20 protein-coding genes are annotated in these 24819 nt (G+C 72.4%); 10 read left to right on the plus strand and 10 right to left on the minus strand.

Annotation, left to right across the window (positions count from 1 at the left end):
- Positions 1-457 precede the first annotated feature (457 nt).
- Entirely contained in the window at positions 458-2584 is a 2127-nt protein-coding gene (locus DEU32_RS01970) for a DEAD/DEAH box helicase (RefSeq protein ID WP_181819162.1), read from the plus strand.
- A gap of 99 nt (positions 2585-2683) precedes the next feature.
- On the opposite strand, the gene DEU32_RS01975 is transcribed toward DEU32_RS01970, so the two are convergent.
- On the minus strand, positions 2684-2956 hold the full coding sequence (locus DEU32_RS01975; protein WP_058741668.1) for a mycoredoxin: 273 nt from the start codon (positions 2954-2956) through the stop codon (positions 2684-2686).
- Positions 2957-3015: 59 nt separating this feature from the next.
- Here DEU32_RS01975 and DEU32_RS01980 point away from each other — a divergent pair, with 59 nt between their 5' ends.
- Positions 3016-4548, plus strand: coding sequence for a CYTH domain-containing protein (locus DEU32_RS01980; protein ID WP_181819163.1), 1533 nt, complete (start codon positions 3016-3018; stop codon positions 4546-4548).
- Between the two features lie 95 nt (positions 4549-4643).
- Here DEU32_RS01980 and DEU32_RS01985 read toward each other — a convergent pair whose 3' ends face one another.
- Both DEU32_RS01985 and DEU32_RS01990 read right to left on the minus strand, forming a co-directional pair.
- A complete protein-coding gene (locus DEU32_RS01985; RefSeq protein WP_114849081.1) occupies positions 4644-6824 on the minus strand; it encodes a S9 family peptidase in 2181 nt (726 codons plus the stop codon).
- A 9-nt stretch (positions 6825-6833) separates the two neighbouring features.
- On the minus strand, positions 6834-7964 hold the full coding sequence (locus DEU32_RS01990) for a Fic family protein (protein ID WP_114849082.1): 1131 nt from the start codon (positions 7962-7964) through the stop codon (positions 6834-6836).
- A gap of 276 nt (positions 7965-8240) precedes the next feature.
- Here DEU32_RS01990 and DEU32_RS01995 point away from each other — a divergent pair, with 276 nt between their 5' ends.
- Positions 8241-9440, plus strand: a complete 1200-nt coding sequence (locus DEU32_RS01995; RefSeq protein WP_058741667.1) for an amidohydrolase — start codon at positions 8241-8243, stop codon at positions 9438-9440.
- Positions 9441-9603: 163 nt separating this feature from the next.
- On the opposite strand, the gene DEU32_RS02000 is transcribed toward DEU32_RS01995, so the two are convergent.
- Together DEU32_RS02000 and DEU32_RS02005 are read right to left on the minus strand one after the other, a co-directional pair.
- Positions 9604-10494 carry an aminodeoxychorismate lyase gene (locus DEU32_RS02000; RefSeq protein ID WP_058742579.1) on the minus strand — a complete coding sequence of 297 codons (891 nt, stop codon included), beginning with the start codon at positions 10492-10494 and terminating at the stop codon, positions 9604-9606.
- A gap of 40 nt (positions 10495-10534) precedes the next feature.
- A complete protein-coding gene (locus DEU32_RS02005; protein WP_114849083.1) occupies positions 10535-10885 on the minus strand; it encodes a tryptophan synthase subunit alpha in 351 nt (116 codons plus the stop codon).
- Positions 10886-10949: 64 nt separating this feature from the next.
- Between DEU32_RS02005 and DEU32_RS02010 the strand changes: the two genes are divergently transcribed.
- Complete coding sequence (locus tag DEU32_RS02010) at positions 10950-11456, plus strand: 8-oxo-dGTP diphosphatase (RefSeq protein ID WP_181819164.1); 507 nt, start codon at positions 10950-10952, stop codon at positions 11454-11456.
- Between the two features lie 21 nt (positions 11457-11477).
- Here DEU32_RS02010 and DEU32_RS02015 read toward each other — a convergent pair whose 3' ends face one another.
- From DEU32_RS02015 to DEU32_RS02025, 3 genes are all read right to left on the minus strand, one after another.
- The gene (locus DEU32_RS02015; RefSeq protein ID WP_114849085.1) at positions 11478-11765 is read right to left on the minus strand and encodes a hypothetical protein; all 288 of its coding nucleotides are present in this window, start codon (positions 11763-11765) and stop codon (positions 11478-11480) included.
- Between the two features lie 30 nt (positions 11766-11795).
- The gene (locus DEU32_RS02020; RefSeq protein ID WP_220152760.1) at positions 11796-13352 is read right to left on the minus strand and encodes an ABC transporter permease; all 1557 of its coding nucleotides are present in this window, start codon (positions 13350-13352) and stop codon (positions 11796-11798) included.
- A 78-nt stretch (positions 13353-13430) separates the two neighbouring features.
- Entirely contained in the window at positions 13431-15119 is a 1689-nt protein-coding gene (locus DEU32_RS02025; protein ID WP_114849087.1) for a sodium:proton antiporter, read from the minus strand.
- Positions 15120-15235: 116 nt separating this feature from the next.
- Between DEU32_RS02025 and DEU32_RS02030 the strand changes: the two genes are divergently transcribed.
- The 3 genes from DEU32_RS02030 (at position 15236) to DEU32_RS02040 (ending at position 18492) form a co-directional block, all read left to right on the plus strand.
- Entirely contained in the window at positions 15236-16486 is a 1251-nt protein-coding gene (locus tag DEU32_RS02030) for an inorganic phosphate transporter (RefSeq protein WP_058742584.1), read from the plus strand.
- Positions 16486-16782 (plus strand): hypothetical protein, encoded by a 297-nt coding sequence (locus tag DEU32_RS02035; RefSeq protein ID WP_058742585.1) that lies wholly within the window; start codon positions 16486-16488, stop codon positions 16780-16782. The genes DEU32_RS02030 and DEU32_RS02035 overlap by 1 nt, the downstream gene beginning before the upstream one ends.
- A gap of 225 nt (positions 16783-17007) precedes the next feature.
- Positions 17008-18492, plus strand: a complete 1485-nt coding sequence (locus DEU32_RS02040) for an aspartate ammonia-lyase (protein WP_114849089.1) — start codon at positions 17008-17010, stop codon at positions 18490-18492.
- Between the two features lie 158 nt (positions 18493-18650).
- Here DEU32_RS02040 and DEU32_RS02045 read toward each other — a convergent pair whose 3' ends face one another.
- Complete coding sequence (locus DEU32_RS02045; protein ID WP_114849090.1) at positions 18651-19736, minus strand: YihY/virulence factor BrkB family protein; 1086 nt, start codon at positions 19734-19736, stop codon at positions 18651-18653.
- Between the two features lie 98 nt (positions 19737-19834).
- Positions 19835-21151 carry an MFS transporter gene (locus tag DEU32_RS02050; protein ID WP_114849091.1) on the minus strand — a complete coding sequence of 439 codons (1317 nt, stop codon included), beginning with the start codon at positions 21149-21151 and terminating at the stop codon, positions 19835-19837.
- Between the two features lie 68 nt (positions 21152-21219).
- On the opposite strand from DEU32_RS02050, the gene DEU32_RS02055 reads away from it, so the two are divergent.
- From DEU32_RS02055 to DEU32_RS02065, 3 genes are all read left to right on the plus strand, one after another.
- Positions 21220-21591 (plus strand): FKBP-type peptidyl-prolyl cis-trans isomerase, encoded by a 372-nt coding sequence (locus tag DEU32_RS02055; RefSeq protein WP_181819165.1) that lies wholly within the window; start codon positions 21220-21222, stop codon positions 21589-21591.
- A complete protein-coding gene (locus tag DEU32_RS02060; protein WP_114849092.1) occupies positions 21591-22427 on the plus strand; it encodes an aldo/keto reductase in 837 nt (278 codons plus the stop codon). Before DEU32_RS02055 ends, DEU32_RS02060 begins: the two co-directional genes overlap by 1 nt.
- Positions 22428-22571: 144 nt before the next feature.
- On the plus strand, positions 22572-24818 hold the full coding sequence (locus tag DEU32_RS02065) for an ATP-binding domain-containing protein (protein ID WP_114849093.1): 2247 nt from the start codon (positions 22572-22574) through the stop codon (positions 24816-24818).
- Position 24819: the final 1 nt, after the last annotated feature.

Here is a 24819-nt window from a genome sequence, read left to right on the forward strand (position 1 = left end):
CGCGGTGACGCGGCGACGGACGGGAGGCACGTGGCGGCGCCGCCACGTGCCTCCCGTCCGGCGCCTGGTCACCCACGCGACGCGCGCGGGTCGCGTGGAGTCGCCGGTGTCGGCGGTGCGGGAGTAAACTGCCCAGAGCATGCACCGCGTGCCCGCGTGCTGCGTCGATTCCGGATGCGGCGGTCGGTCGCTTGACCGACGCGGGGACCGGATCCGTGACCGCCCAGCAGGGCGTCGCGTGCGTGCGACGGCGCCGGATCCCGGCGCGGACCGTCGTGTCCGACACCGAGTGGTGTCACGGCGGAACGGTCCGCGGGACTCCACCGGACGTCCCGAGGCGGGACCGGCGAACGAGCGGGCCAGGGTGGCCCGTGGACCGGAGCCGCGCCAGGCGCCGGTCGATGACTTCCCGCCACGACGGCGGCTCGCCCGGACACGGGCGGAACAAGGAGGAGCGTTGGCTCGATCAGGCACCCGGCGTGCAGCCGGCGGGACGCGGACCGCGTCGCGTCGGACCAGGCCGCTCGACAACGACGGCGTCATCCCGGTCCTCGCGCGTGCCGTGCGCGAGGTCGAGGCGGCTGCCCAGCGCGGCCCGCTGAAGGCGTCGAACCGGTCGAAGTTCCAGGCCGTGGCCCTGCTCATGCGCGAGGAGCGCGCACGGGTGAAGGCCGACCAGGAGCTCACCGACGCGCAGCGCGCGGAGCAGCTCAAGCGGCTCGACGGCGTCGCGACCATCCTCGCGAAGACCGCGGCCCGCGACACGAGCGTGATCCAGCTGCTGACCGAGGAGGCCTCCGTCAGCGAGGCGACGCGGACCGTCAAGCGGGACATGATGATCGCGGGCGGTATGGAGCTGCAGCCCGAGGAGCTCGTCATCGCGGCGGAACCGTCGCCCGTGGTCGAGAGCCCGGTCCGTTCGGTCGTGCCGCAGGCCGTCGTGCAGCGGCAGCTCGCGAACCCCTTCCTGCCGCCGGACTTCGCGCTCGCCGACCAGCCCGTCGCCCACCCGCGACGCCTGGCGAACTGGGAGCTGTTCGGTCCGCTCTTCAAGTCGTTCGAGTACGGCGCGGGCGGGGGCGCGGCGTCGATGCCGCTGCCGGAGCCCTCGACGCTGCACTCGAAGTCGGGCACCACGCTCATGAAGCACCAGGCGGAGCTCGTCGCCGCCGCGTCGCACGGCCACCGCACGTTCCTGCTCGCCGACGAGCCCGGCCTCGGCAAGACCGCGCAGTCGCTGCTCGCCGCCGACGCCGCCGACGCGTTCCCGCTGCTGGTGGTCGTGCCGAACGTCGTCAAGACGAACTGGGCGCGCGAGGCCGAGCGCTGGGTGCCGAACCGACGCGCGACGGTCATCCACGGCGACGGCGGCGACCTGGACGGGTTCGCCGACATCGTCATCGTGAACTACGAGATCCTCGACCGGCACGCCGGCTGGCTCGGGTCGTTCGGGTTCAAGGGCATGGTCGTCGACGAGGCGCACTTCATCAAGAACAAGGAGTCGCAGCGCTCCCGGTTCGTGCTGCAGATCGCCGAGAAGATCCGGTCGCGGGTCGCGGCGCCGCTGCTCATGGCCCTGACCGGCACACCGCTCATCAACTCGGTCGAGGACTTCCGGACGATCTGGGAGTACCTCGGCTGGATCGACGACAAGAAGCCCCGCGCGAAGCTCATGAACGAGCTCGAGGACATCGGCCTGACGCCGGCTGATCCCGGGTTCTTCGTCGAGGCGCGGAAGGCCGTCATCGACCAGGGCATCGTCCGGCGCCGCAAGGTCGACGTCGCGGCGGACATCCCCGCCCGACGCATCGCCGACATCCCGGTCGAGCTCGACGGCGAAGAGGGCCGCTCGATCCGCGACGCCGAGCGGGAGCTCACCGCGAAGCTCGTCCGCCGGTACCACCAGGCGCTCGACGCCCGGACCGGGCAGGACCCAGTCGTCGGCATCGACCACAAGCTCGTCCGGCAGGTCGCCCGCTGGGAGCTCGAGGACCAGGACGCCTCGTCGACCGGCGAGAACGTGTTCTCGATGGTGCGGCGCATCGGCCGTGCGAAGGCGCAGCTCGCGGCGGACTACGCGGCGCAGCTCGCCTCGAACGTCGGCAAGGTCGTGTTCTTCGCGAAGCACCTCGACGTGATGGACCAGGCGGAGGAGGTCTTCGCCCGCCGGCACCTGAAGACCGCGACCGTCCGCGGCGACCAGACGCCCGCGCGGCGCACGGCCGAGATCGACGCGTTCGTGAACGACCCCGAGGTCGCCGTGATCGTCTGCTCGCTCACCGCGGCCGGTGTCGGCCTGAACCTGCAGGTCTCGTCGAACGTCGTGCTCGCGGAGCTGTCGTGGACGAGCGCCGAGCAGACCCAGGCGATCGACCGCGTGCACCGCATCGGGCAAGAGGAACCGGTCACCGCGTGGCGCATCATCGCCGCGCAGACGATCGACACCAAGATCGCCGAGCTCATCGACTCGAAGGCGTCCCTGGCCGCTCGCGCGCTGGACGGCTCGGACGAGGAGCTCGTCGACTCCGGCGACATCCAGCTCGACGCGATGGCGGCGCTGCTCACGGAGGCGCTCTCGCGCTGAGCCCTTCGCGGCGGCGGCGCGGCCCCGCCGATCGCACCCCGGAACGCACAACGCGCCCCGTCACAGTGGGGCGCGTTGTTCGTCTCGGGGTGCGACGTGTCAGATGCGGGACTGGACCTCGGCGAGCGAGGGGTTCGTCGCCGTGCTGCCGTCCGGGAACACCAGCGTCGGCACGGTCTGGTTGCCGCCGTTGACCTCGGCGACGAGCTCGGCCGTCCCGGGCGTGTGCTCGATGTCGACCTCGCGGAAGGGCACGCCGGCCTTCGTCATCTGGCTCTTCAACCGGGCGCAGTAGCCGCACCAGGTCGTGGTGAACATCGTGACGCCGCCGGCCTCCGGCACGAACGCGTCGCGGGTGATCGTCTCGCTCATGTCCACAGGCTAACCCGTCCGGTTCGGGGAACCCGGTGGCTCCTGGTAGACAGGAGCGCGTGACGGACACGCACCTCGAGATCGAGCGCACCTACGACCTGCCCGAGGGCGGGGACCTGCCGGACCTCATCGGCGTCGGCAGCATCCTGGCGACCGACCACCAGGCGCCGATCGCCCTCGACGCCACGTACTGGGACACCGAGCGCTACGACCTCGTCGCCGCCCGCGTCACCGTCCGCCGACGCACCGGCGGCGCCGACGCCGGCTGGCACATCAAGCGCGCGGCGTCCGACACCGTCCGGCACGAGCAGCACTTCCCCCTGACCGAGGGCGCCGACACCGTCCCGGACGCCGTCCTCGCCGCGCTCTTCACCGAGCGTCGCGGGCGCGGACTCCGCCCGGTCGTCCGCATCACGACGGCGCGCACGATCACCCGGCTCCTCGACGAGGACGGCGAGCAGGTCGCCGAGCTCGCGGACGACCGCGTCGCCGCGCAGCGCCTGGACGACGACGCGCCGACCACGCCGCGCACCTGGCGCGAGGTCGAGGTCGAGACCGTCGACGGCGTCGACGAGCAGGTCGTGCACGAGCTGTTCGCGGCCCTCGACGCGCGCTTCGCGGCCGTCGGCGCCGCCCCGGCCGCCGTGGCGTCCAAGCTGGCACGTGGGCTGGCAGGAGCACCGGCACCGCGCCTCCGGACCGCGGACAAGCCGGAGAAGGGCACCGCCGCCCGCGCGCTGACGAAGCGGCTCAAGAAGCTGCGCAGCAGCTGGCTCGAACAGGAGGCGCGGCTCCGCTCCGGCGAGCAGGCCGACCTCCGCGAGACGGCCCGGACCGCCCTCGGCATCGCCGCGGTGCTCGGCTCCTACCGACCCGCGTTCGCCGCGACCGAGGCGGCCGACCGCGCGGCCGAGGCCGCGGACGGCCTGGCGGCCGTGACGGCGCGGGCCGCACTCGCCGACTACCTGGTCGAGCGGCTGCCGTATGCGTCGTCCCCGGCGCAGGACCTGCTCGTCGACGCGATGACCCGGGAGCGCGTGCTCGCGGCCACACGGGAGCGTCGGGCCGTCGCCGTGCGCGAGGTCGTCGCGTTCCTGCACGACGAGCCCTACCTCGAGTTGCTCGACGCCCTCGACGACGCGGTGGAACGCCCGGCGCCGACGGACTGGGCACTCCGGTCGCCGAAGCACGTCGCGCAGGACGTCTCGGCGATCGAGAAGCCGCGGGTGCGGGAACTCGTGCAGCGCGCGGTGTCCGACGACGACGAGAGCGTGGGCCTGGTCGACCGCGAGGCCTCCGAGCGAGCTGCGACCGAGGACGCCTGGCGCGCGGCCACCCGGGCACGCGCGGCGATGGACGTGCTCGGCGACGACGCGTTCCCGCACGCGCTGTGGAAGCGGATCGGCGACGCGGCGGACGTGCTCACCGAGCGGGTGCGGTCCCTGCACGCCCTCGACGTGCTGCGGGTGCACTCGGGCATCGCCGAGCGCGGAGGCGAGGGCACCTTCGGCTACGGCGTGCTCGCGGGGGACCGCGTGCGCCTGGCGGAGGAGTCCTACGACCAGGCGGTGCACGCGCTCAACCGCGTGTGACGCCCGCGGAGCGGTGGCACGACTCCACGCGCGCAGCGACACTCCACGCGGCCGTCAGCCCGTGAGGTGTCGCTGAGCGTGTGCGAGCGGCGGACTCAGCCGGCGGCGATCGGCTCAGCGGACGCGGCGGCCGGGTTCACCTCGGCGAGCCCGAGGACGTTGAGGAGCCAGGCGAGCTCGAACGCCCGCTCCTTCCACGAGTCGTACCGGCCGCTCACCCCGCCGTGGCCCGCCGCCATCTCGGTCTTCAGGAGCACCGGCGCACCGACCTCCCGCAGCTTGGCGGTCCACTTCGCGGGCTCGACGTAGAGCACCCGGGTGTCGTTGATCGACGTCACCGCCAGGATCCGCGGGTACTGCACGTCGTCGCGGACGTTCTCGTACGGCGTGTACTCGCTCATGTACCGGTAGACCTCGGGGTCGTGCAGCGGGTCGCCCCACTCGTCCCACTCGATCACGGTCAGGGGCAGGTCCGGGTCGAGGATGCTCGTCAGGGCGTCGACGAAGGGCACCGCGGCGAGGATCCCGGCGAAGCGCTCCGGCGCCAGGTTCGCGACGGCGCCCATCAGGAGTCCGCCCGCGCTGCCGCCCTCGGCGACGAGCCGGTCCGCACTCGTGCGCCCGGTGTCGATCAGGTGCTCGGCGACCGCGACGAAGTCGGTGAAGGTGTTCTTCTTCGTGAGGGTCTTGCCGTCCTCGTACCAGTGCCGGCCCAGCTCGCCGCCGCCGCGCACGTGCGCCACGGCGAACACGACGCCACGGTCGAGCATCGAGAGCCGCATGACGCTGAAGCCCGGGTCGATGGAGTGCTCGTACGAGCCGTAGCCGTACAGGTGCAGTGGGGCCGGACGGGTGGGGTCGACGGCGTCCCGGCGCCAGACGAGCGAGATCGGGACCTTCGTGCCGTCCGCCGCGGTCGCCCAGTCGCGCTCCTGCACGTAGTCGTCGGGGTCGTAGCCGCCGAGCACCGGCTGCCGCTTGAGCACCGTGACCTCGCCGGTCGCCAGGTCCAGGTCGCTCACCTCGGACGGCGTGACGAAGGACGTGTACCCGATCCGCAGCGTCGGCTGGTCCCACTCGGGGTTGCCGCCGAGCCCCGCGGAGAACAGGGCCTCGTCGAAGGGGACCTCGTGCGCGTCGCCGTAGCCGTCGCCCTCGATGGGGATGACCGCGACGCGCGGGAGCGCCTCGGACCGGTACTCGAGCGCCAGGTGGCCGGCGAAGGCGTCGACCGACTCGATGCGCCGCTCGGGGTGGTGCGCGACGACGACACGGCGGTCCTGCTCGGACGTCGGGTCGTCGGCCGGGACGTCGACGAGCTCGAAGTTCTCGGCGCCGTCGTTGTGCAGGACGAGGAACCGGTCGCTGCCGCCGACGATCGCGTGCTCGATCTCGTACTCGACGCCCTCGCGGCGCGGCCACACGACCTGGAACTCCCCGGTCGGGTCCGCCGCGTCGAGGACGAGTGCCTCGGACGTGATCTTCGACCCGAGCTCGATGACGATGTACTGCGACGACCGGGTGACCCCGACACCGACCCAGTAGCGGTCGTCCGGCTCCTCGAAGACCACGACGTCGTCCGCAGCCGCCGAGCCGACGGCGTGCCGCCAGATGCGGTCGGGTCGCCAGGACTCGTCGACGGTGGGGTAGAAGACGTAGCGGCCGGACGGGTCGAACGTGGCGCCGCCGCCGGTGTTCGGGATCTCGTCGCCGAGGTCCTGCCCGGTGGTCAGGTCGCGGACGTGCAGCGTGTACCGCTCGTCGCCCTCGACGTCGACGCCGTAGACGAGCCGGGTGCCGTCGTCGCTCAGGTCGTAGCTGCCGAGCGAGAAGAAGTCGTGCCCCTCGGCCAGGGCGTTGCCGTCCAGGACGACTTCTTCCCCGGGCAGGCTGCCGTCTCCGTCTCCGTCGCCGACGCTCGGGGGCGTCCAGTCGTCCGGGCCGGCGATCGGGGCTCGGCAGTGCACCCCGTACTGGCTGCCCTCGGCCGTCCGCGTGAAGTACCACCAGCCGCCCATGCGCACGGGCACGGAGAGGTCGGTCTCCTGCACGCGGTTCTTGACCTCGGCGAAGATCCGGTCGCGCAGCGGTCCGAGGTGCTCGGTCGCCGCGTCGGTGTGGGTGTTCTCGGCTTCGAGGTACGCGAGCGTGTCCGGAGACTCCTTGTCGCGCAACCACTCGTAGTCGTCGACGAAGTCGATGCCGTGGTGGCTCCGGGTGACGGGCCGCTTCGCGGCGGACGGAGGGGTGGTGGCCTGGGCGTGCTCGCTGCTCACCGACCCAGCCTATGCGTCGCCCCCGGAGCGCCGCTCGTGCTCGAGTCGGCGCGCCCGTGCCTCGACCCCGTCGCGCACTCGCTCCGTGAAGGCGTCGAGCTCCCGGACGACGGCGGGCGCGACCCACGCCCGCCGTCGCCGCCGCGTGGTGACCGGGCGGAGCGCACCGGCGGCGCACAGGTCCTCGACCACGGCGTCGAGCGCCTCCGGCCCGGCGACCGGGTCCACCACGGTGAGGAGCCGTTCGGCAGCGTCCTCGGTCAGCACGCCGTCGGTGTCGAGCCCGCGTCCGACCACGGCGTGCAGTCCCGTCGCGCACACCGTCGCCGCCCGGTCGGACGCGGCCTCGGCGAGCAGGAGCCCCGTGACGAGGGCTTCGTCGGCGGCGGCCCCGAGGGCGATCGCGAGGTCGCGGACCCACTCGTCCACGGCGCCGTCCCGGTACCGGTCGAGGTGCGCGAAGTAGCGGTCCCGGTCGGCGACGAGCGCGGCCGACACCGGTGCGCTGACGGTCCGGGTCACCCCGCGCCGCCGGAGCACCGCGGCGACGAGCGCCCGGCCGATCCGTCCGTTGCCGTCGGTGAAGGGGTGGATCGACTCGAACTGTGCGTGCGCGAGCGCTGCCTGCGCGACCGGGTGCAGGTCGTCCCGGTCGAGGAACGCGAACAGGTCCGCCATCAGTCCGGGCACGAGGTCCGGCGGCGGCGGCACGTGGGTGGCGAGTCGGGGCGTGGCCCCGCCGCCGATCCAGTTCTGCACCGTCCGGTACCGTCCGGCGACCGGGCCGTCCACCGGGTCGTCGCGCAGCAGCCTGCGGTGTGCCGCGAGCAGGGCGTCCTCGTCGATCCGCCCCGACCGGGCGGCGTCGACGAAGCCCTCGAGGGCCGCAGCGGCGTGCACCATCACGGTGGCGCTCGTGTTCGCCCGGATCCCGACGAGCGCCCGGGCGACGTCCTCGAGCCCCGCGCTCTCGTGCTCGATGCGGGACGAGGCGACGGCATCCGTGCGCAGGAGCATGCGCCGGAGCGGCCCGGTGCCGTCCGCGTCGTCGAGGGCGCGGAGCGCGAGGGCGGTCCGGGCGAGCAGCGCGGCCGTGCCGTCGTCCGGTGCCCAGTCGAGGTCGGCGATCCGTGGTGGCACGGAGACGGTGACGGTGCGGAGCTCACGGTCGGCGCGGGAACCGCGTCCGGTGCTCCGCCACGGATGCTCCTCGCGCCGGTGCGACGGCCATCGCCGGTCGTCCGGGACAGGGCCAGCGGCAGCACCGGGAGCAGGATCAGGCAGGGTCACGAGGGCTCCTCCGGGCTCGTCCGACCGGGTGCCCCACGCACCCGGGACCGACGACGCTAGGACCCGCCGCCGCTCCACGGCCAGCAATCCACATGTCGCATGCACGGACGGTCCTACCGTGGTGACATGCGCAACTCCTTCGTCGTCACCGGGGCGCACGTCGTCCCCGTCACCGCTCCGCAGTTCGACGGCGGCGCCGTCGTCGTCCAGGACGGCCGCATCACCGCGGTCGGCCCGGACGTCACCCCGCCACCCGGCCTGCCCGTCGTGGACGCCGCCGGCGCCTGGCTCGTCCCCGGCTTCGTCGAGGCGCACGGCCACGTCGGCATCCACGAGGAGGCCAACGGCTGGGCCGGCAACGACACGAACGAGATGACCGACCCGAACACCGCGGCCGTCCGGGCGATCGACGCCGTGGACATCGACGACGAGGGCTTCCGCGACGCCCTGTCCGGCGGGATCACGAGCATCGTCGTGAAGCCCGGCTCCGGCAACCCGATCGGCGGCCAGACCGTCGCGATCAAGACCTGGGGCGGCCGCACGATCGACGAGCAGCTCATCTCCGACGCCGTGAGCGTGAAGAGCGCCCTCGGCGAGAACCCCAAGCGCGTGTACGGCGAGAAGGGGAAGACCCCGTCGACACGCCTCGGCGTCGCGAAGGTCATCCGCGAGGCGTTCGTCGCCGCGCAGGACTACCGCGCCGCACGGGACGCCGCGGCGGCGAAGGGGGAGCCCTTCACCCGCGACCTGACGAAGGAGACCCTGGTCCGCGTGCTCGACGGCGAGCTCGCCTGGGACCAGCACGTGCACCGGCACGACGACATCGCGACCGCGCTGCGCCTGGCCGACGAGTTCGGCTACCGGCTCGTCGTGAACCACGGGACCGAGGCGCACAAGATCGCCGACCTGCTCGCCGAGCGGGACGTCCCGGTGATCTACGGCCCGCTCTTCACGAGCCGCTCGAAGGTCGAGCTCCGCGACCGCGGCATCCCGAACCTCGCGGTCCTCGCAGCCGCGGGTGTCCGGGTGGCGATCACGACCGACGCACCCGTCGTGCCGATCAACATGCTCGTCGACCAGGCCACCGCGGCCGTCAAAGAGGGGCTGCCCTGGCAGACCGCGCTCGAGGCGCTCACGGTCAACCCGGCCGACTTCCTCGGCTTCGGGGACCGCGTCGGTCGCATCGAGACCGGCTTCGACGCCGACCTCGTCCTGTGGGACGGCGACCCGCTCGCCGCGACCAGCCGCGCGACGCGCGTCTGGATCGAGGGCGCGTCCGTCTTCGAGTGGGCCGACGGGACGGGCGTCACCACCCCGCGCTGGTGACCGGACGGCGGACGGAAGGATCGGGGCGACCCCGCCACGATCCTCCCGTCCGCCTCCCTCCACCCGCAAGACGCAACGTCAGCGGTTCCTCGCAGCGCTGTGACGCTGCGGGAAACCGCCCACGTTGCGTCTTGCGAAACCGACCGTGGGAAAGCAGTGGGGGCTACTGCTCGCGGGACAGCAGGAAGTCGTTGATGCGCTCGGTCATCGCCAGGTCCATCGCCCGGGTGACCCCGTTGACGGACCGGACCGGGGCCGCCTGGCGGACGCTCGAGAGCAGCCACAGGGCGTCCGCCGCCTCGAGGTCCGCGAGCGTGACCAGTTCGTACGACGTGGCGATCCCCTCGCCCTCGGCGAAGCGGAAGACGTCGGCCTGCGTGGTGCCGGCGAGGATGCCGATGTCCGTCCGGGGCGTCACGAAACGCCCGTCGACGGCCATCACGAGGTTGGCGCGCGTGCCCTCGAGCACGTAGCCGTCCGTCGAGACGAAGAGCGCGTCGTCCGCCCCGCGTCGCTCGGCCTCGCGCAGGGCGGCCATGTTCACCGCGTACGACAGCGTCTTCGCGCCCTGCAGCAGCCACGGCGAGGTGCGCTCGACGTCGTGCCGGTAGCCGCGGTCGAGCGTGACGACCGCGATGCCCTCGGTGCGTGCGACGCTCTGGTCGCCGGACGGCGCCGCGTAGACCCATCCGGTCGGGCGGCCGGAGCCCTCGACGCCCCGGGTCATGACGGTCTTCGCGAACGCCTCGTGCACCGGGTCGAGGCGGGCGCACACGGCCTCGATCGCCTGCCGCCAGGCGTCGACGTCCGGCTCCGGCAGGTCGAGCATGGCGGCGCTCCGGACGAACCGCGCCAGGTGCGGCTCGAGCGCCTGCGGGCGGCCGTCGACGACCGTGATCGTCTCGAAGACCCCGTCGCCGCGGATCGCCCCGAGGTCCTGGACCTGCAGGTGCTCCTCGAGCGGCTTCGCCCACGTGTACGCGTCGGCCGACGGGTCGTGGGGGTCGGCGTGCCGCGATGGCTGGTTGAGGACGGCGAGGACGGTGTCGGTCATGCCCCCATCCAACCGCAGGTCGGTCGGCCCGGAGCGCAGGTCAGTGGTCGCCGGGGAGCGCGCCCATGAGCTTCCACACCGCGGGGGTCAGCTCGGGGTGCAGCAGGGCGATGCGGCGCAGCCGGTGGTACTCCTCGCCGAGCTCGGTGCCGTGCCCGGAGGCCGGGTGCACCGCCCAGTGCGCGCTCCGCTGCCCGATCGCGGCGTCGAGCTCGACGGACTCGGCCCGCAGGATCAGCACGACCTGCTCGTCGACGGTGGGCAGGAGCGGCATGAACTCCCACGGGTCCTCGCCCGCGCGGCTGCGGTGCTCGACGAGCATCGCGATCTCCTCGGCGGCCTCGGCGCGCAGCACTTCGAGGCTGCGCCCGGTCCTGCGGGGCTCAGCCATGGTGCCCCCGCAGCACGCCTGCCATGGAATCAGCGTACGGCAGATCGTCCGACAGACTGGACGCGTGACCGAGCGCGACGAGAGCAAGTCCCAGCACGCCCCCGTGGTCGTCGTGTACCTGCTCCGCGACGGCGACGCCGGTCCGGAGGTCCTGCTCGGCGAGAAGCGGCGCGGGCTCGGGACGGGCCGCCTGGTCGGTCCGGGCGGCAAGCGCGAGACCGGCGAGCCACCGGTGGCGGCCGCCGTGCGCGAGGTGCAGGAAGAGGTCGGCCTGCGGCTCGACCCCGCCGACCTGGAGGCTCGTGGCACGTTGGACTACCGGTTCCCGTACCGTCCGTCCTGGTCCCAGGTCTCGGACGTGTTCGTCTGCCGCCGTTGGCACGGCAGCCCGTCGGGGAGCGACGAGCTCGAGCCGCGGTGGATCCCGGTCGACGCCGTCCCGTACGACGCGATGTGGGACGACGCGCGCTACTGGCTGCCGGCCGTGCTCGCAGGGGGAACGGTGGACGCGCGCTTCACCTTCGCCGAGGACAACGCGACGGTGTCCGGCTTCAGCGGCACCGGGGTCTGACGGCGGGACCCGCCGGCGACGTCAGCGCTGCGCCTGCGTGCGGGTGCTGCCGGTCCGGGCCTCTTCCGCGGCGGCGATGACCTCGGCGTCACCGCTCCGGCCGCCGAGCGGGCGCACGAAGAAGTCCACGATGCCGACCGCGATCGCGGCGAGCACGGCGAACATCGCCCAGCCGACGAACAGCCCGGCGACGTTCCGGCCGTCGGCGGGAGCGAGGACCACGCTCGTGATCCAGAGTCCTGCGGCGAGCACGAGGAACACGACGACGGCGGTGACGAGCGTGCGGTGCCAGACGGTGCGGGAGTCCATCGCGTCAGGATACGCCGGAGCGGGCGTCCCTCAGCGCTCCGCGTGCCGCCCGTGCTGCGGCTCCGGGGCGCGTGACGCGTCCGTCCGCGGGACGGGACGCGTGCGCGGACCGTTCCCCGAGCCTCCCGGCCGCCCTGGACCGGACCGGTCCGCCGGACGCACCACGGGGATCCGGCCCGTCTGCGGAGCCTGCCCCTCGAGCCCGTCCCGGCCACCCGTGAAGACGTCGCCGCCGACGCGGTCGTCCTCCCAGTCGTCGTCGCGCACGACGCTCAGCGTGCCGGTCTCGGTCGAGGTCAGCCCGTGCCGCTCGAGCTCGGCGTCGCGCTGCTTGCCGAGGAACTCGCGGTTGGCGTTCTGGGCATCCTGGAACATCGTCGTGCGGCCGTTCACGATCGCCGCGATCCGCCGGCGCTCCCACCACTTCTTGCCGAAGAACATCAACACGAGCCCGGCCGCGGCGTAGCAGGCCATCGTGAGCAGACCGCGGCCGGAGCCGGGGCCGACGCCGTAGATCTCGTGCTTGATCATGTCGACCATGCTCGAGCCGACGACGACGTTGTTCAGCCACGCGAACGGCTCCGGCATGAACCACTTGGGGTACGCACCGCCGGAGGACGGCATCGACAGGAAGACGAAGCAGATCATCGCGGGGGCGGCGATGAACCGGCCGACGAAGTAGCTCAGGCCGTTCACCGCCAGGCCGATCGCGACGATCCAGCCCCAGGCGATCAGGACGAGTTCGATCCAGTGGCCCTGGATCGCGCCGACGACCGGGCCGGCGAGCGTGTTCGTGATGAGCGAGATGACGAGGCCGCCGACGACGATGACCGTCATCCGGGTGCGGTGTCGGAGCGGGCCGCCCATGATGCCGATGAACATCGCGACCATGTAGCCGCCGATGCACCACGCGAGCATGACGTACATCGCGACGGTGCCGTACTCGTCGTACGCGGGCAGGGGTGCCAGTTCGGTGACGGTCGGGGCGGCGGCGCCGGTCGCGGTGAGGACGCTCGTCAGCGTCGCGGGGACGAGCGAGGCCACCTGGAACTGGTGCGCGCTGGCCTTGAAGACCTCGTTGGTCGACGGGTCGTACGCCACCGCCATTGTCCCGGCGAGCACGTCGCGCTTCGCCTGGGCGAGCGAGTCGTACAGGTGGAACACGTACTCGCCCGGCAGGGCCTTGTCGACGGCGGCGACGAGCGACGGGTCGCTGCCGACGAGCGCCACGGGCACGTCGTGCGGGTGCGGGGCGTGGAACGCGAAGACGTAGCAGAGGCAGAAGCCGACGATGAAGAACAGCGGCATCCAGAGCTGCAGGCCGATGAGCTGCAGCGACGGGTGGAGCGTGCCGTACCAGCGGCGGTAGCGGCTGATCCGCTGCGGCTCGGGCACGGACGCCTGGCGGATCCGGGTGGTGCGTGCTCCGGTCGACCGGCTCCCGGCCACCGGGGCACCGCGGCGGGGCTTCGAGCCGCCCCGCGTGGAGGGCCGGGTCTGCCGGGGCTTCGGCGCGGCGGTGCGCGGCGCTCCGTCTCGATCAGGGAGGTCGTGGTTCCTGGGGACGTCGTTCCGCGGCTCGCTCACTCGGCGCAGTGCTCCTTCAGCTGGTCGGAGCGTCACGATACGCCCGGTGTACTCACCGTGCGCCGAGAGCGGGGAACGTCACGAGCGGCTGCGGGACGCCTGGGCCGAGTCCATCGCGAGCTCCTCGGCGTCGAGCGTCACGAGCACGCGGCGCATGACCTCCTCGTCGAGGTTGCCCTTCTCGCGCTCCTCGAGCACGATCTCCCGCCGTCGGTCGAGCAGTTCGCGTCGGATGTCCTGGATCTGCGCACCCCGGAGGCGCATCGGGGCGTTGCGCTCCTCGTCCTCTTCTTCCTCGGCGTCGCGGCGGAAGGTCTCGGCCTGGCGCTCGAGCCGGGCCTTGAGGCGGTTCACCACCGAGTCGACGGCCGGGGCCCCGTACTGCTCGGACCACGCCGGCCGACGGCGCTCGAGCAGCGCGATGGCCGCCTCGGTCGTCCGCTGGTTCAGGCGCATCTCGCTGCGGACGTCCTCCTCGCCCTCGCCGGGGTCCTGCACGCGGAGCGCCCGGATCACGAACGGCAGCGTCAGGCCCTGCAGCAGGAGCGTGCCGACGGTCACGACGAACGCGATGATGAAGATCGTGTCCTGCGCCTTGATCTCCACGGGGTCGGCCACGACGGCGACCGCGGCCGCGAGCGTCACCACACCGCGCATGCCGGTCCACGAGATGACGAGCAGCTCCCGCCAGTTGAGCTTCGGTTCCGCGGAGCCCCGCAACCACCGCAGCGACGGGTGTCCACGGGACAGGCGGATGCGCAGCGGCCGGAGCCACCGTCCGTTGAAGCGGTTCCGCACGTACGACTCGAACACGAACAGCGGGCGGACCAGGATCACGACGAGGAGCACGACGGCGGCCGCGGTGAGCGTCTGCGTCAGGCTCCGGTCGCTCTCGAGGAGGTCCTGCACCACGGTCTTCAGCTGCAGGCCGATGAGCGCGAAGACGAACCCCTCGAGGATGACGTCGATGCTCGTCCACAGCGGACGCTCCTGCAGCCGTGTGGCGTAGCCCTCCTTCGGCGAGTTGTAGCCGATGTACAGGCCCGCCGTGACGACCGCGATGACCCCGGACCCGGACAGGTGCTCGGCGAGGACGTACGCGACGAAGGGCAGCAGGATGCTCATGATCGTCTCGACCACGGGGTCGTTGATGCGCATCCGGATCCAGTGCACCGCGACGCCGAGCACGATCCCGACCGCGAAGCCGACGCCGATCGCGAGCCCGAAGATCCCGAGGTCCTGCCAGATCGTCAGCGAGGTGCCCGCGGCGATGAGCGTGAACACCCGCACGAGCGTCAGCGACGCCGCGTCGTTGATCAGGCTCTCGCCGGACAGCACCGTCATCACGCGGCGGGGGAGTCCGAGCTTCCGACCGATGGACGCCGCGGACACCGCGTCCGGCGGGGCGACGACGGCACCGAGCAGGATCGCCGCGGGCCAGTCCATGTCCGGGATGAGCAGGTAGGCGGCGACCGCGACCGCGAGGGCCGTGATGATGACGAGGAAGATCCCGAGGCGGCGGATCTGCTTGATCGACTGCCGGAAGCTCTGCCACGACACGTCGAGCGCCGCCGAGTAGAGCAGCGGGGGCAGGACCACCGTCAGGATCACCTCGGAGTCGATCGTGATCTCCGGCAGGCCGGGGACGAACGACACAGCGAGGGCGACCGCCGTCACGAGCAGCGGCGCGGGGAGGCCCTTCGCCCGCGCGAACCCGGTCACCGCGAGGGAACCGATCAGCAGGATGAGGAGTTCCGCGGTGTCCATGACCCTCATCCTCCCATCCGGGTCGTACCGAACCTGAACGACCCCGCAGGTGTGGTGAACACCGGGTGAACGGCAGGGTTTGTGCTCAGCGGTCCGGCCTGGGACACTTTCCCGCGGTGGACATCACACTCATAGTCGTCCTGGTCATCGCGTTGGCCCTGTTCTTCGACTTCACAAACGGTTTTCACGACACCGCCAACGCGATGGCGACGCCGATCGCCACGGGCGCTATGAAGCCCAAGGTGGCGGTCACGGTCGCCGCGGTGCTCAACCTGATCGGCGCGTTCCTCAGCACCGCCGTCGCGACGTCGATCTCGCACGGCCTGATCAACGAGGGCCCGGGCGGGGTCGCGATCACGCCCGAGATGATCTTCGCCGGACTCATCGGTGCGGTGGTCTGGAACATGATCACGTGGCTGCGCGGTCTGCCGTCGTCGTCCTCGCACGCACTGTTCGGCGGGCTCATCGGCGCGGCGATCGTCGGCGCCGGCTTCGGGGCGGTGAACTACGCCGCCCTCCTGACCGTCGTCATCATCCCGGCGTTCCTGTCCCCGGTGATCGCGGCGCTCGTCTCGCTCCTCGCGACCCGCATCGCCTACCGCGTCACGCGCCGTCCGGTCTTCCCGAACGAGCGCGGCGGCTTCCGGATCGGGCAGGTCTTCACGAGTTCGATGGTGTCGCTCGCGCACGGGACGAACGATGCGCAGAAGACGATGGGCGTCATCACGCTGACGCTGATCGCCTCCGGTGCGCAGTCCGCCGACTCCGGCGTCCAGTTCTGGGTCATCGTCGCCTGCGCGCTCGCGATCGCCCTCGGCACGTACACCGGCGGCTGGCGGATCATCCGCACGCTCGGCTCGGGCATCACCGAGATCCGCGCGACGCAGGGCTTCGCAGCCGAGGCGTCGACCGCCGCCACGATCCTCGCGTCGAGCCACCTCGGCTTCGCGCTCTCCACCACGCAGGTGTCGTCCGGCTCGATCATCGGCGCCGGCCTCGGTCGCCGCGGCTCGAAGATCCAGTGGTCGACCGCGGGCAAGATCGTCATCGCCTGGTTCATCACGCTCCCCGCCGCCGCGGCGGTCGGCGCGGTCGCCTCGGGCATCGCGCTCCTCGGCGTCACCGGGCTCGTCATCGACGCGGTCGTCGGTGCCGCAGTGATCCTCGGCCTGTACCTGTGGTCGCTGCGGAAGCCCCACGAGCAGGCGATCGAGGTCGACGTGGCCGCGAACGCGGTGTTCACCCGCAAGGAGCTCCGCGACATGCAGCGCAAGAAGCGCGCCGCCCGGGTCGCCGAGCGCCGTGCGGAACTGAGCCGCGAGCGCACCCTGCGCCGCATGGCGGGACGGAACGGAGGACGTCGCTGATGGGCATCGACTGGTTCGCCTTCCTGACCGTCGCGATCGTCGCGGTCGTCTCCGCGTGCTTCGTGGTCCTCGTCTACTCGATCGGCCTGCGCCTCTGGAGCGCCGCCGACACCCGCGCCGGCAAGTACACCGTCAAGGACGACGGCACGGTCGGCCCCGCCACCGCCGGCTTCCCCCAACCGGGCGTGGTGCAGCCCGGCGTCCGCGCGTTCCGCGCGCTCGCCGTCGCCTGCTTCGCGGTCTCCGGCATCGCCGTGCTCTACGGGATCTACCTGATCGTCCCGCAGTTCCACTGACGCGGGTCGCGGTCGCGACCACCAGACGGACGGACGGGAGGCGCGTGGCGACGCCGCCACGGGCCTCCCGTCCGTCCGTCTGGTGGCGTTCTGGGCCCGCGGGAGATCCGTGGAGCAGGTCTCGTCGGGTCTGCGGATCGGACCCGACGTGAACTGCTCCATCGATGTGACTCGCGCACAGCAGCCTGCCGGACCCGACCGGCCGGACGGGCTAGCCTCGGACGGGTGACCGGCAACGAAGCACCACGAACGCGCACCGAGACCGACTCCCTGGGGGCCCGCGAGGTCCCGGCAGACGCCTACTGGGGCATCAACACCCTGCGGGCGAAGGAGAACTTCCCGATCACCTCGGTGCCGATCGCGGTGTACCCGGACCTGGTCGAGGCGCTCGCGACCGTCAAGCAGGCGGCCGCCCGGGCGAACAAGGCGATCGGCGTGCTCGACGCGGAGCGTGCCGACGCGATCGACCGGGCCGCGCAGGAGGTCCGCGACGGCGCCCTCCGAGACCAGTTCGTCGTCGACATCGTCCAGGGCGGTGCCGGGACCTCGACGAACATGAACACGAACGAGGTGCTCGCGAACCGGGCCCTCGAGCTCCTCGGTCGCGAGAAGGGCGACTACGGGTACCTGCACCCGATCGACCACGTCAACCGCAGCCAGTCGACGAACGACACCTACCCGACGAGCATCAAGCTCGCGATGATCCTCGGCGTGCAGCGGCTCGTCGAGCAGCTCACCCTGCTGTCCGACGCCTTCGCCGAGCGCGGCCACGCGTTCGCCGACGTCCTGAAGATCGGGCGCACCCAGCTGCAGGACGCCGTGCCGATGACCCTCGGGCAGGAGTTCACCGGCTTCGCGCACACCATCCAGGAGGACGTGCTCCTGCTGCGCACCGTGATGCCGCTGCTCGCGGAGACGAACCTCGGGGCGACGGCGATCGGCACGGGCATCACCGCCGACCCGCAGTACCGGGACGAGGTGCGCCGGCAGCTCCAGGTCGCGAGCGGGCTGGACATCGTCACGGCCCCGGACCTCATCGAGGCGACGAGCGACGCCGGGGCGTTCATGACGCTGTCCGGCACCGTGAAGCGCAGCGCCGCCAAGCTCTCGAAGATCTGCAACGACCTGCGGCTGCTCGCCTCGGGACCGCAGGCCGGCCTGGGCGAGATCACGCTCCCGGCACGCCAGGCGGGGTCGTCGATCATGCCCGGCAAGGTCAACCCGGTCATCCCCGAGGTCGTGAACCAGATCGCGTTCGCCGTCGCCGGGGCGGACACCACCGTGACGATGGCGGCCGAGGGCGGGCAGCTGCAGCTCAACGCCTTCGAGCCGATCATCGCGCACTCGATCCTGCAGTCGCTGCAGTGGATGGCGAGCGGGTGCGCGACGCTCCGGATCAACTGCGTCACGGGGATCCAGGCGAACGAGGCGAAGCTCGCGGCGCAGGTCGACACGAACGTCGGCGTCGTCACCGCGCTGACGCCGTACATCGGCTACGCGGCGGCGGCGTCGATCGCGCACACGGCGCTGACCACGTCGACGCCGATCGCGACGCTCGTCACCGCGGCGGGGCTGATGGACGAGGACCAGGTCCAGCGCGTCCTGAGCCCGGCGCGCCTGTCGGGTATCGAGCTGGCGACCGGCGCCATCCCGGTCATCACCGAGGAGATGTTGGACGCCGAGGCCGCCCGGGTGCACCGCGAGCGCTGAGCCGCTCGCCCGTTCCTCGTTCCGCGTTCTCCGTTCCGCGGAACGCAAGGACGGCGGTTCCTCGCAGCGACGTTCCGCTGCGAGGAACCGCCCACGTTGCGTTCTGCGGGCAGCCCCACCCCGCCCGGCCCGGCCGAGCCCGTCTCCGCCGCTCCGCGCTACGGCAGGGGACGCTCCCCGGCCCGGACCTGCCGGGACATCGCCCGCAGGTGCTCGGCGACGGGGTCGGGCTCGTCGTCCTCGGCCGCCCGCTCGAGCGCCGCGGTCCGCACGTCCTGGGCGGCCCGGATGTCCTGGTCCCGCCATCGTGCGAGCGTGAAGTTCCGCGCGACGTCCCGGAGCGGCAGCCGGATCGACTCGTCCGCCTCGATGCCGGCGAGCAGCTGGCGCATCCGGATCACCTCGGAGTCGAGTTCCCCGCCGACGACGAGCACGAAGTTCGAGATGTACAGGTAGACGAGCAGCAGGATCGCGCCACCGAGCCACCCGTACGCCCGGTTCCCACCCCCGCCGATCGTCTCGACGTAGACCGAGAAGCCCAGGGTCGCGAGCGCCCACGTCACGATCGCGAACCCGGCGCCGGCGGACACCCAGCGCAATCGCGGCGTCCTCACGTTCGGTGTCGCGTAGTACAGCACCGCGACCATCACGACGAGGTCGACCGCGAGGACCGGCCACTTCGCCACGTTCCACACGTCGTCGATCCAGGGCGCCCACCCGAGCTGCCGGATGATCGCCGCGGAGATCGTGGGGGTGCCGAGCAGGATGACGATCGCGATCGCCCCGCCGACCATGACGAGCAGCGTGACGAGGAGCATCATCGACCGGAACTTCCAGATCCGCCGCCCCTCCTCGACCTCGTACGCGGTGTTCATCGCGCGGCCGAACGCGGTCGCGTACCCGGACAGCGACCAGAGCGTCAGCACGACCCCGATCGAGAAGCCGAGCCACGGGTTGTCGAGCGTCAGCAGCTGCCGGAGCGGCCCCTCGAGGTGCTGCGCGGTCTCCGGACGCACGATGAACCCGAGCACCTGCACGACGTCGGTCAGGCTGTCACCCTGCCGGTCCACGACGGACAGTGCGGACACCACCGCGAGGGCGGTCGGGAACACCGTCAGCAGGGCGAAGAACGTCAGCGAGGCGGCGGCGTCCACGACGCGGTGCCGGATGACCGAGTGGTAGGTGCGCCGGACGACCGCGCGGACCCCGGTCCGCTGCAGGTCGCGCGAGGCGCTGTCGGGCATGCGATGTACGGTACCCGACCCCGTACCGGCCGGGAGGATCGTGGCGACCCCGCCACGCGCCTCCCGTCCGCCCCTGGTCGCGCCCGAGGGCGGCGCGCTCAGTTCGCGTGCGGGTCCAGCGCGTCGTAGCGGCGGAAGGACGGCACGAGCCGGAGCAGCAGCGCGACCAGGCCGATGATGAGCACGCCGCCGATGACCGGCGGGTACGCGATCCCTGCCGCGACGACCAGTCCGGCGTACAGGTCACCGAGCCGCGGACCACCGGTGACGACCACGATGAAGATGCCCTGCAGACGACCGCGCATCCCGTCCGGCGACGCCGCCTGCAGGATCGTGTTGCGGAAGACCGAGCTGACGTTGTCCGCCCCGCCCGCCAGCGCCAGGAACAGCGCGGCCAGCCCGAGCGCCGGCAGGATCTCGACGCCGAACGCCTCGCCCGACCGGCCGCCGAGGACGTGCGCCAGCGCGATGAACACGCCGAACGCGGCGATCGCGCCGCCGTAGGCCGTGATGGCCCAGCCGACGGCCTCGCCCTGGCGGCGCACGTGCCCGAGCGGGCCGGAGAACACGCTCGACAGCAACGCGCCGACGGCGTACGCGGCGGTGAGCGTGCCGACCGTGATCGACCCGCCGCCGATGACCAGCGCGCCGATCGCGGGGAAGAGCACGCGGGGCTGCCCGAACGTCATCGCGACGATGTCGAGCACGAACGTCATGGTGATGTTGCGGGAGCGTCGGAGGAACCGCGCACCTTCGATCAGCGAGCCGAGCCCGGGCTTCAGGGCACCGTGCTCCGCCGCCATCCGGGGCAGCGTGAAGACCCCGAGGAACGCGAACGTGAACAGGACGACGTCGATCGTGTAGGTCGGCGCGAACCCGACACTCGCGATGAGGACGCCGGCGATCGCTGGCCCGACGGTGACCTGGAAGCCGGACGCGATGCCGCCGAGGGCGCTCGCCGCGGGGAGCAGGTCGGTGCCGACGAGCCGCGGGACGATCGCGGACCGGGACGCGTTGCTGACCGTGGCCGCGACGGCGTTCACGGTCGCGAGGACGTAGAGGAGCGCGACGCTGTGCAGTCCGAGCCAGGCGTGCGTCGCGATGAGGGCGACCGCGGCCCACGCGACGATCGCGGACACCAGGGCGACGAGCCGCCGGTCGAACGCGTCCGCGAGCATGCCGCCGTACAGTCCCGCGACGATCATCGGGACGAGGGCGATGACGCCGACGAGGGCCACCGCGAAGGTGGAGTGGGTGATCTCGTAGACCTCGAGCCCGACCGCGACGGTGGTCATCTGCGTGCCGATGCCGGCGATCGCCGTGCCGGCCCACAGCCGCGCGAACGCGGGGGAGCGGCGGAGCGGGGTGAGGTCGGCGAGCAGGCGGCGGCGCGGGGCGGTGTCGGATCGTGTCACGGTGGAACCATTCTGGGGCCTCGGCGGGCTGGACAGCGATGCCCGCGCGAACTGGTTGACTGGCGGGCATGACTGACCTGAACAGCAAGCCCGAGTTCGACGCCCCCGACGGCCCGGCCCCCACCGAGCTCGTGATCACCGACATCGTCGAGGGCTCCGGCGACGAGGCCACCGCCGGCTCGACCGTCAAGGTGCACTACGCCGGCGTCGAGTACGAGACCGGCGAGGAGTTCGACAGCTCCTGGAACCGTGGCGAGCCCATCGACTTCCCGCTCGCGGCGCTCGTGCGCGGCTGGCAGGAGGGCATCCCCGGCATGAAGGTCGGCGGTCGCCGCAAGCTCGTCGTCCCGCCGGAGCTCGCCTACGGCCCCGCCGGTGGCGGCCACTTCCTGTCCGGCAAGACCCTGATCTTCGTGATCGACCTGCTCGGGGTCCGCTGATGCAGGTCGGCGCCCCGACGATCGAGCTGAACGACGGCCACCGTCTCCCGGAGCTCGGTCTCGGCACGTACGGACTGAACGGCGACGAGGGCGCCGCCGCGGTCGGCGCGGCGATCGCGGGCGGCTACCGGCTGCTCGACACCGCGCTGAACTACGGCAACGAGGACGCCGTCGGCCGCGCCGTCCGGGACGCCGAGGTGGACCGCGAGGACATCGTGGTCACCTCGAAGCTCCCCGGCCGGCACCACGGCTACGACGAGGCGCACCGCTCGGTGGACGAGACGCTCGCGAACCTGGGCCTCGAGCGGGTGGACCTGTACCTGATCCACTGGCCGAACCCGTCCGTCGACAAGTTCGTCGAGACGTGGAAGGCGTTCGTCGACCTGCGGGACAGCGGCAAGGTCCGTTCGATCGGTGTCTCGAACTTCACGCCCGAGCACCTGACGCGGATCATCGACGCCACGGGTGTCGCCCCGGCCGTCAACCAGGTCGAGCTGCACCCGTACTTCCCGCAGGCAGCGCTCCGGAAGGTGCACGCCGACCACGGGATCGTCACGGAGAGCTGGAGCCCGCTCGCGAAGCGCTCCGAGCTGCTCACCGAGCGCCCGGTCACCGACGCGGCCGCGGCGCACGGGGTCACCCCTGGTCAGGTCGTGCTCCGCTGGCACGTCCAGCTCGGCGCGGTGCCGGTGCCGAAGTCGGGCGACGCCGACCGGCAGCGCGAGAACCTCGACGTCTTCGGCTTCGCGCTGACCGACGACGAGGTCGCCGCGATCTCCGCCCTCGAGCGCGGGCGCCTGTGGGACGGCGACCCGGACACGCACGAGGAGATGTAGGGGCTGACGCCCCAGCGGACGGGAGGCACGTGGCGGGTCCGCCACGTGCCTCCCGTCCGTCGCGGTCCGGACCGCTGCTGCGCGGCACGGAGTGTCGGTCCGGCGGGACTACACTGGACACCCCTGTTTCCCGAAGGGTGGCGTGTGTCCGAACCGACCGAGATCGACCGCGAGCGCGGCTACGTGGACGGGCTGTTCGCGCGGCTCGACGAGCTGACGGCGGAGGCCGAGCAGCGGCTCGCCGAGACCCGTCGACAGACGGTCGGTGGCAACCACCAGAGCCGCAGCGAGCGTGACGCGTACGCGCGGCTGTACGAGGACACCATCGCGACGCTCGACCGGGTCGGCGACCGCCTTGTGTTCGGTCGGCTCGAGGTCTCCGAGCCGGACGACGACGAGGACACCTTCCGCTACATCGGCCGTGTCGGCCTGCGGGACGACGAGCACCGCCCGCTCCTGCTCGACTGGCGCGTCCCCGGGGCGAGCGCCTTCTACCAGGCGACCGCGGCGCACCCGATGGGCATGCGCGCCCGCCGGCACCTGACCCTCGACGGCCGCACCGTCGTCGGCGTCGAGGACGAGGTCTTCGACGCGACGCTCTACGACGACGAGCGCACGCACCTGCAGGGCGAGGGCGCGCTGCTCGCGGCGGTCACGGCGGAGCGCACCGGCCGGATGACCGACATCGTCGCGACGATCCAGGGCGAGCAGGACCGGATCATCCGCTCCCCGCTCGAGGGCGTCCTCATCGTGCAGGGCGGCCCCGGCACGGGCAAGACCGCCGTGGCGCTGCACCGTGCGGCGTACCTGCTCTACTCGCACCGCGAGCGCCTGCGCGGCTCCGGGGTGCTCATGGTCGGGCCGTCGTCGGCGTTCCTCACGTACATCGAGCAGGTGCTCCCGTCGCTCGGCGAGACGGGCGTCGTGATGGCGTCGCTCGGGTCGCTGTACCCGGGCCTGCACGCGACCACGCACGACCACGGCGACGTCGCCGCGGTGAAGGGCTCGGCGCAGATGGCCGCCCTGCTCCGCCGGGCGGTGCGCTCGCGCCAGGTCGTGCCGACCGCGTCCGTGACGCTCGACGTCGAGGGCGAGCGGCTCACCGTCCCGCCGCAGCTCGTGGCCGACGCCATGAAGCGCGCGCAGGACCGGGGGAAGCCGCACAACGTCGCCCGGGTGACGTTCAACAAGATCGCCCTCGACGCGATGACCCGCCTGCTCGCCGACCAGCTCCGGGAGCGGGGCACCACGGTCGACGAAGCCGACGAGAAGGTCCTCCGCGAGGACATCCGCAGCTCGTACGACGCCCGCGTGCTGCTCAACACCGCGTGGCTGCCGCTGCCGCCGGAGAAGTTCCTCGAGGACCTCTACGCCCGGCCGAACTGGCTCGCGTCGCTCACGCCGGACTGGACCCCGGCGAAGCGCGCACTGCTCGAACGCCCGCGCGGCTCGGGCTTCACGGTCGAGGACGTTCCGCTCCTCGACGAGGCGGCAGAGCTCCTCGGCCCGTTCGACCCGACGGGCGGGGCCGCGAAGCGCCGTGCGAAGGCGAGCCACGCCCGCGACGTCGAGAACGCGCGGCAGGCGATCGAGAACATGGGCGTCGAGGGCATCGTCACCGCGGAGCAGGTCGCCGGCTCCTTCGCCGAGGGCGGGGACCCCCGCACCACGGCAGAGCGCGCCGCCGAGGACCGCGAGTGGACCTACGGGCACATCGTGGTCGACGAGGCGCAGGAGCTCTCGCCGATGCAGTGGCGCGTCCTCGCCCGCCGCAACCCGCTCCGGTCGTTCACGATCGTCGGCGACATGGCGCAGGGGTCGTCGCCGGCCGCGGCCCGCTCGTGGGACGACGTCGTCGGCGCGCTCGCCCGTCGTCGCCGGGGTCGTGCGCCGCTCGTGCCGATCGAGCACCGCATCGCGGAGCTCACCGTGAACTACCGCACGCCGCGGTCGATCGTCCAGGCCGCCGGCGCGTTCGCGGACGCCGTCGGGCTCGCCGTCACCCGGACCGAGGCCGTGCGGGACGGCGACCCGGTGGACCGCGTTTCGGTGTCCCGGGAGGCGCTGCTCGACAGGGTCGCAGAACTCGTGCTGTCCGAGCGCGACTGGATCGGCTCCGGCACCGTCGGCGTGATCGTGCCCGAGGCGTCGGTGTCTGCGGTCCGGGAACGGCTCGCGGCGACGCAGGCCGACGTCCGGGGGCTCGGCTCGCCGCGTCCGGGGTCGGTCACGGTGCTCACGGGTGCCGACGCGAAGGGCCTGGAGTTCGACGGCGTGCTGCTCGTCGACCCCGAGCGGGTCGGGGCCGACGCGGCACGTGCGGCCGCGGCCGTCTACGTCGCGATGACCCGGCCGACCCGGCGGCTCGTGGTCGTCGACGTCACCGACTGAC

Origin of the sequence: Curtobacterium sp. AG1037 (assembly GCF_003349855.1) — a bacterium.
GTDB classification, from domain to species: Bacteria; Actinomycetota; Actinomycetes; order Actinomycetales; family Microbacteriaceae; genus Curtobacterium; species Curtobacterium citreum.

What these genes read in the sequence shown, in the direction of transcription:
- DEU32_RS02025 (WP_114849087.1), bottom strand. Translation starts at nt 15,119, where the DNA reads ATGGACACCGCGGAACTCCTCATCCTGCTGATCGGTTCCCTCGCGGTG.
- DEU32_RS02005 (WP_114849083.1), bottom strand. Translation starts at nt 10,885, where the DNA reads ATGGCTGAGCCCCGCAGGACCGGGCGCAGCCTCGAAGTGCTGCGCGCC.
- DEU32_RS02045 (WP_114849090.1), bottom strand. Translation starts at nt 19,736, where the DNA reads ATGCCCGACAGCGCCTCGCGCGACCTGCAGCGGACCGGGGTCCGCGCG.
- DEU32_RS01975 (WP_058741668.1), bottom strand. Translation starts at nt 2,956, where the DNA reads ATGAGCGAGACGATCACCCGCGACGCGTTCGTGCCGGAGGCCGGCGGC.
- DEU32_RS01995 (WP_058741667.1), top strand. Translation starts at nt 8,241, where the DNA reads ATGCGCAACTCCTTCGTCGTCACCGGGGCGCACGTCGTCCCCGTCACC.
- DEU32_RS02060 (WP_114849092.1), top strand. Translation starts at nt 21,591, where the DNA reads ATGCAGGTCGGCGCCCCGACGATCGAGCTGAACGACGGCCACCGTCTC.
- DEU32_RS02055 (WP_181819165.1), top strand. Translation starts at nt 21,220, where the DNA reads ATGACTGACCTGAACAGCAAGCCCGAGTTCGACGCCCCCGACGGCCCG.
- DEU32_RS02035 (WP_058742585.1), top strand. Translation starts at nt 16,486, where the DNA reads ATGGGCATCGACTGGTTCGCCTTCCTGACCGTCGCGATCGTCGCGGTC.
- DEU32_RS02000 (WP_058742579.1), bottom strand. Translation starts at nt 10,494, where the DNA reads ATGACCGACACCGTCCTCGCCGTCCTCAACCAGCCATCGCGGCACGCC.
- DEU32_RS02015 (WP_114849085.1), bottom strand. Translation starts at nt 11,765, where the DNA reads ATGGACTCCCGCACCGTCTGGCACCGCACGCTCGTCACCGCCGTCGTC.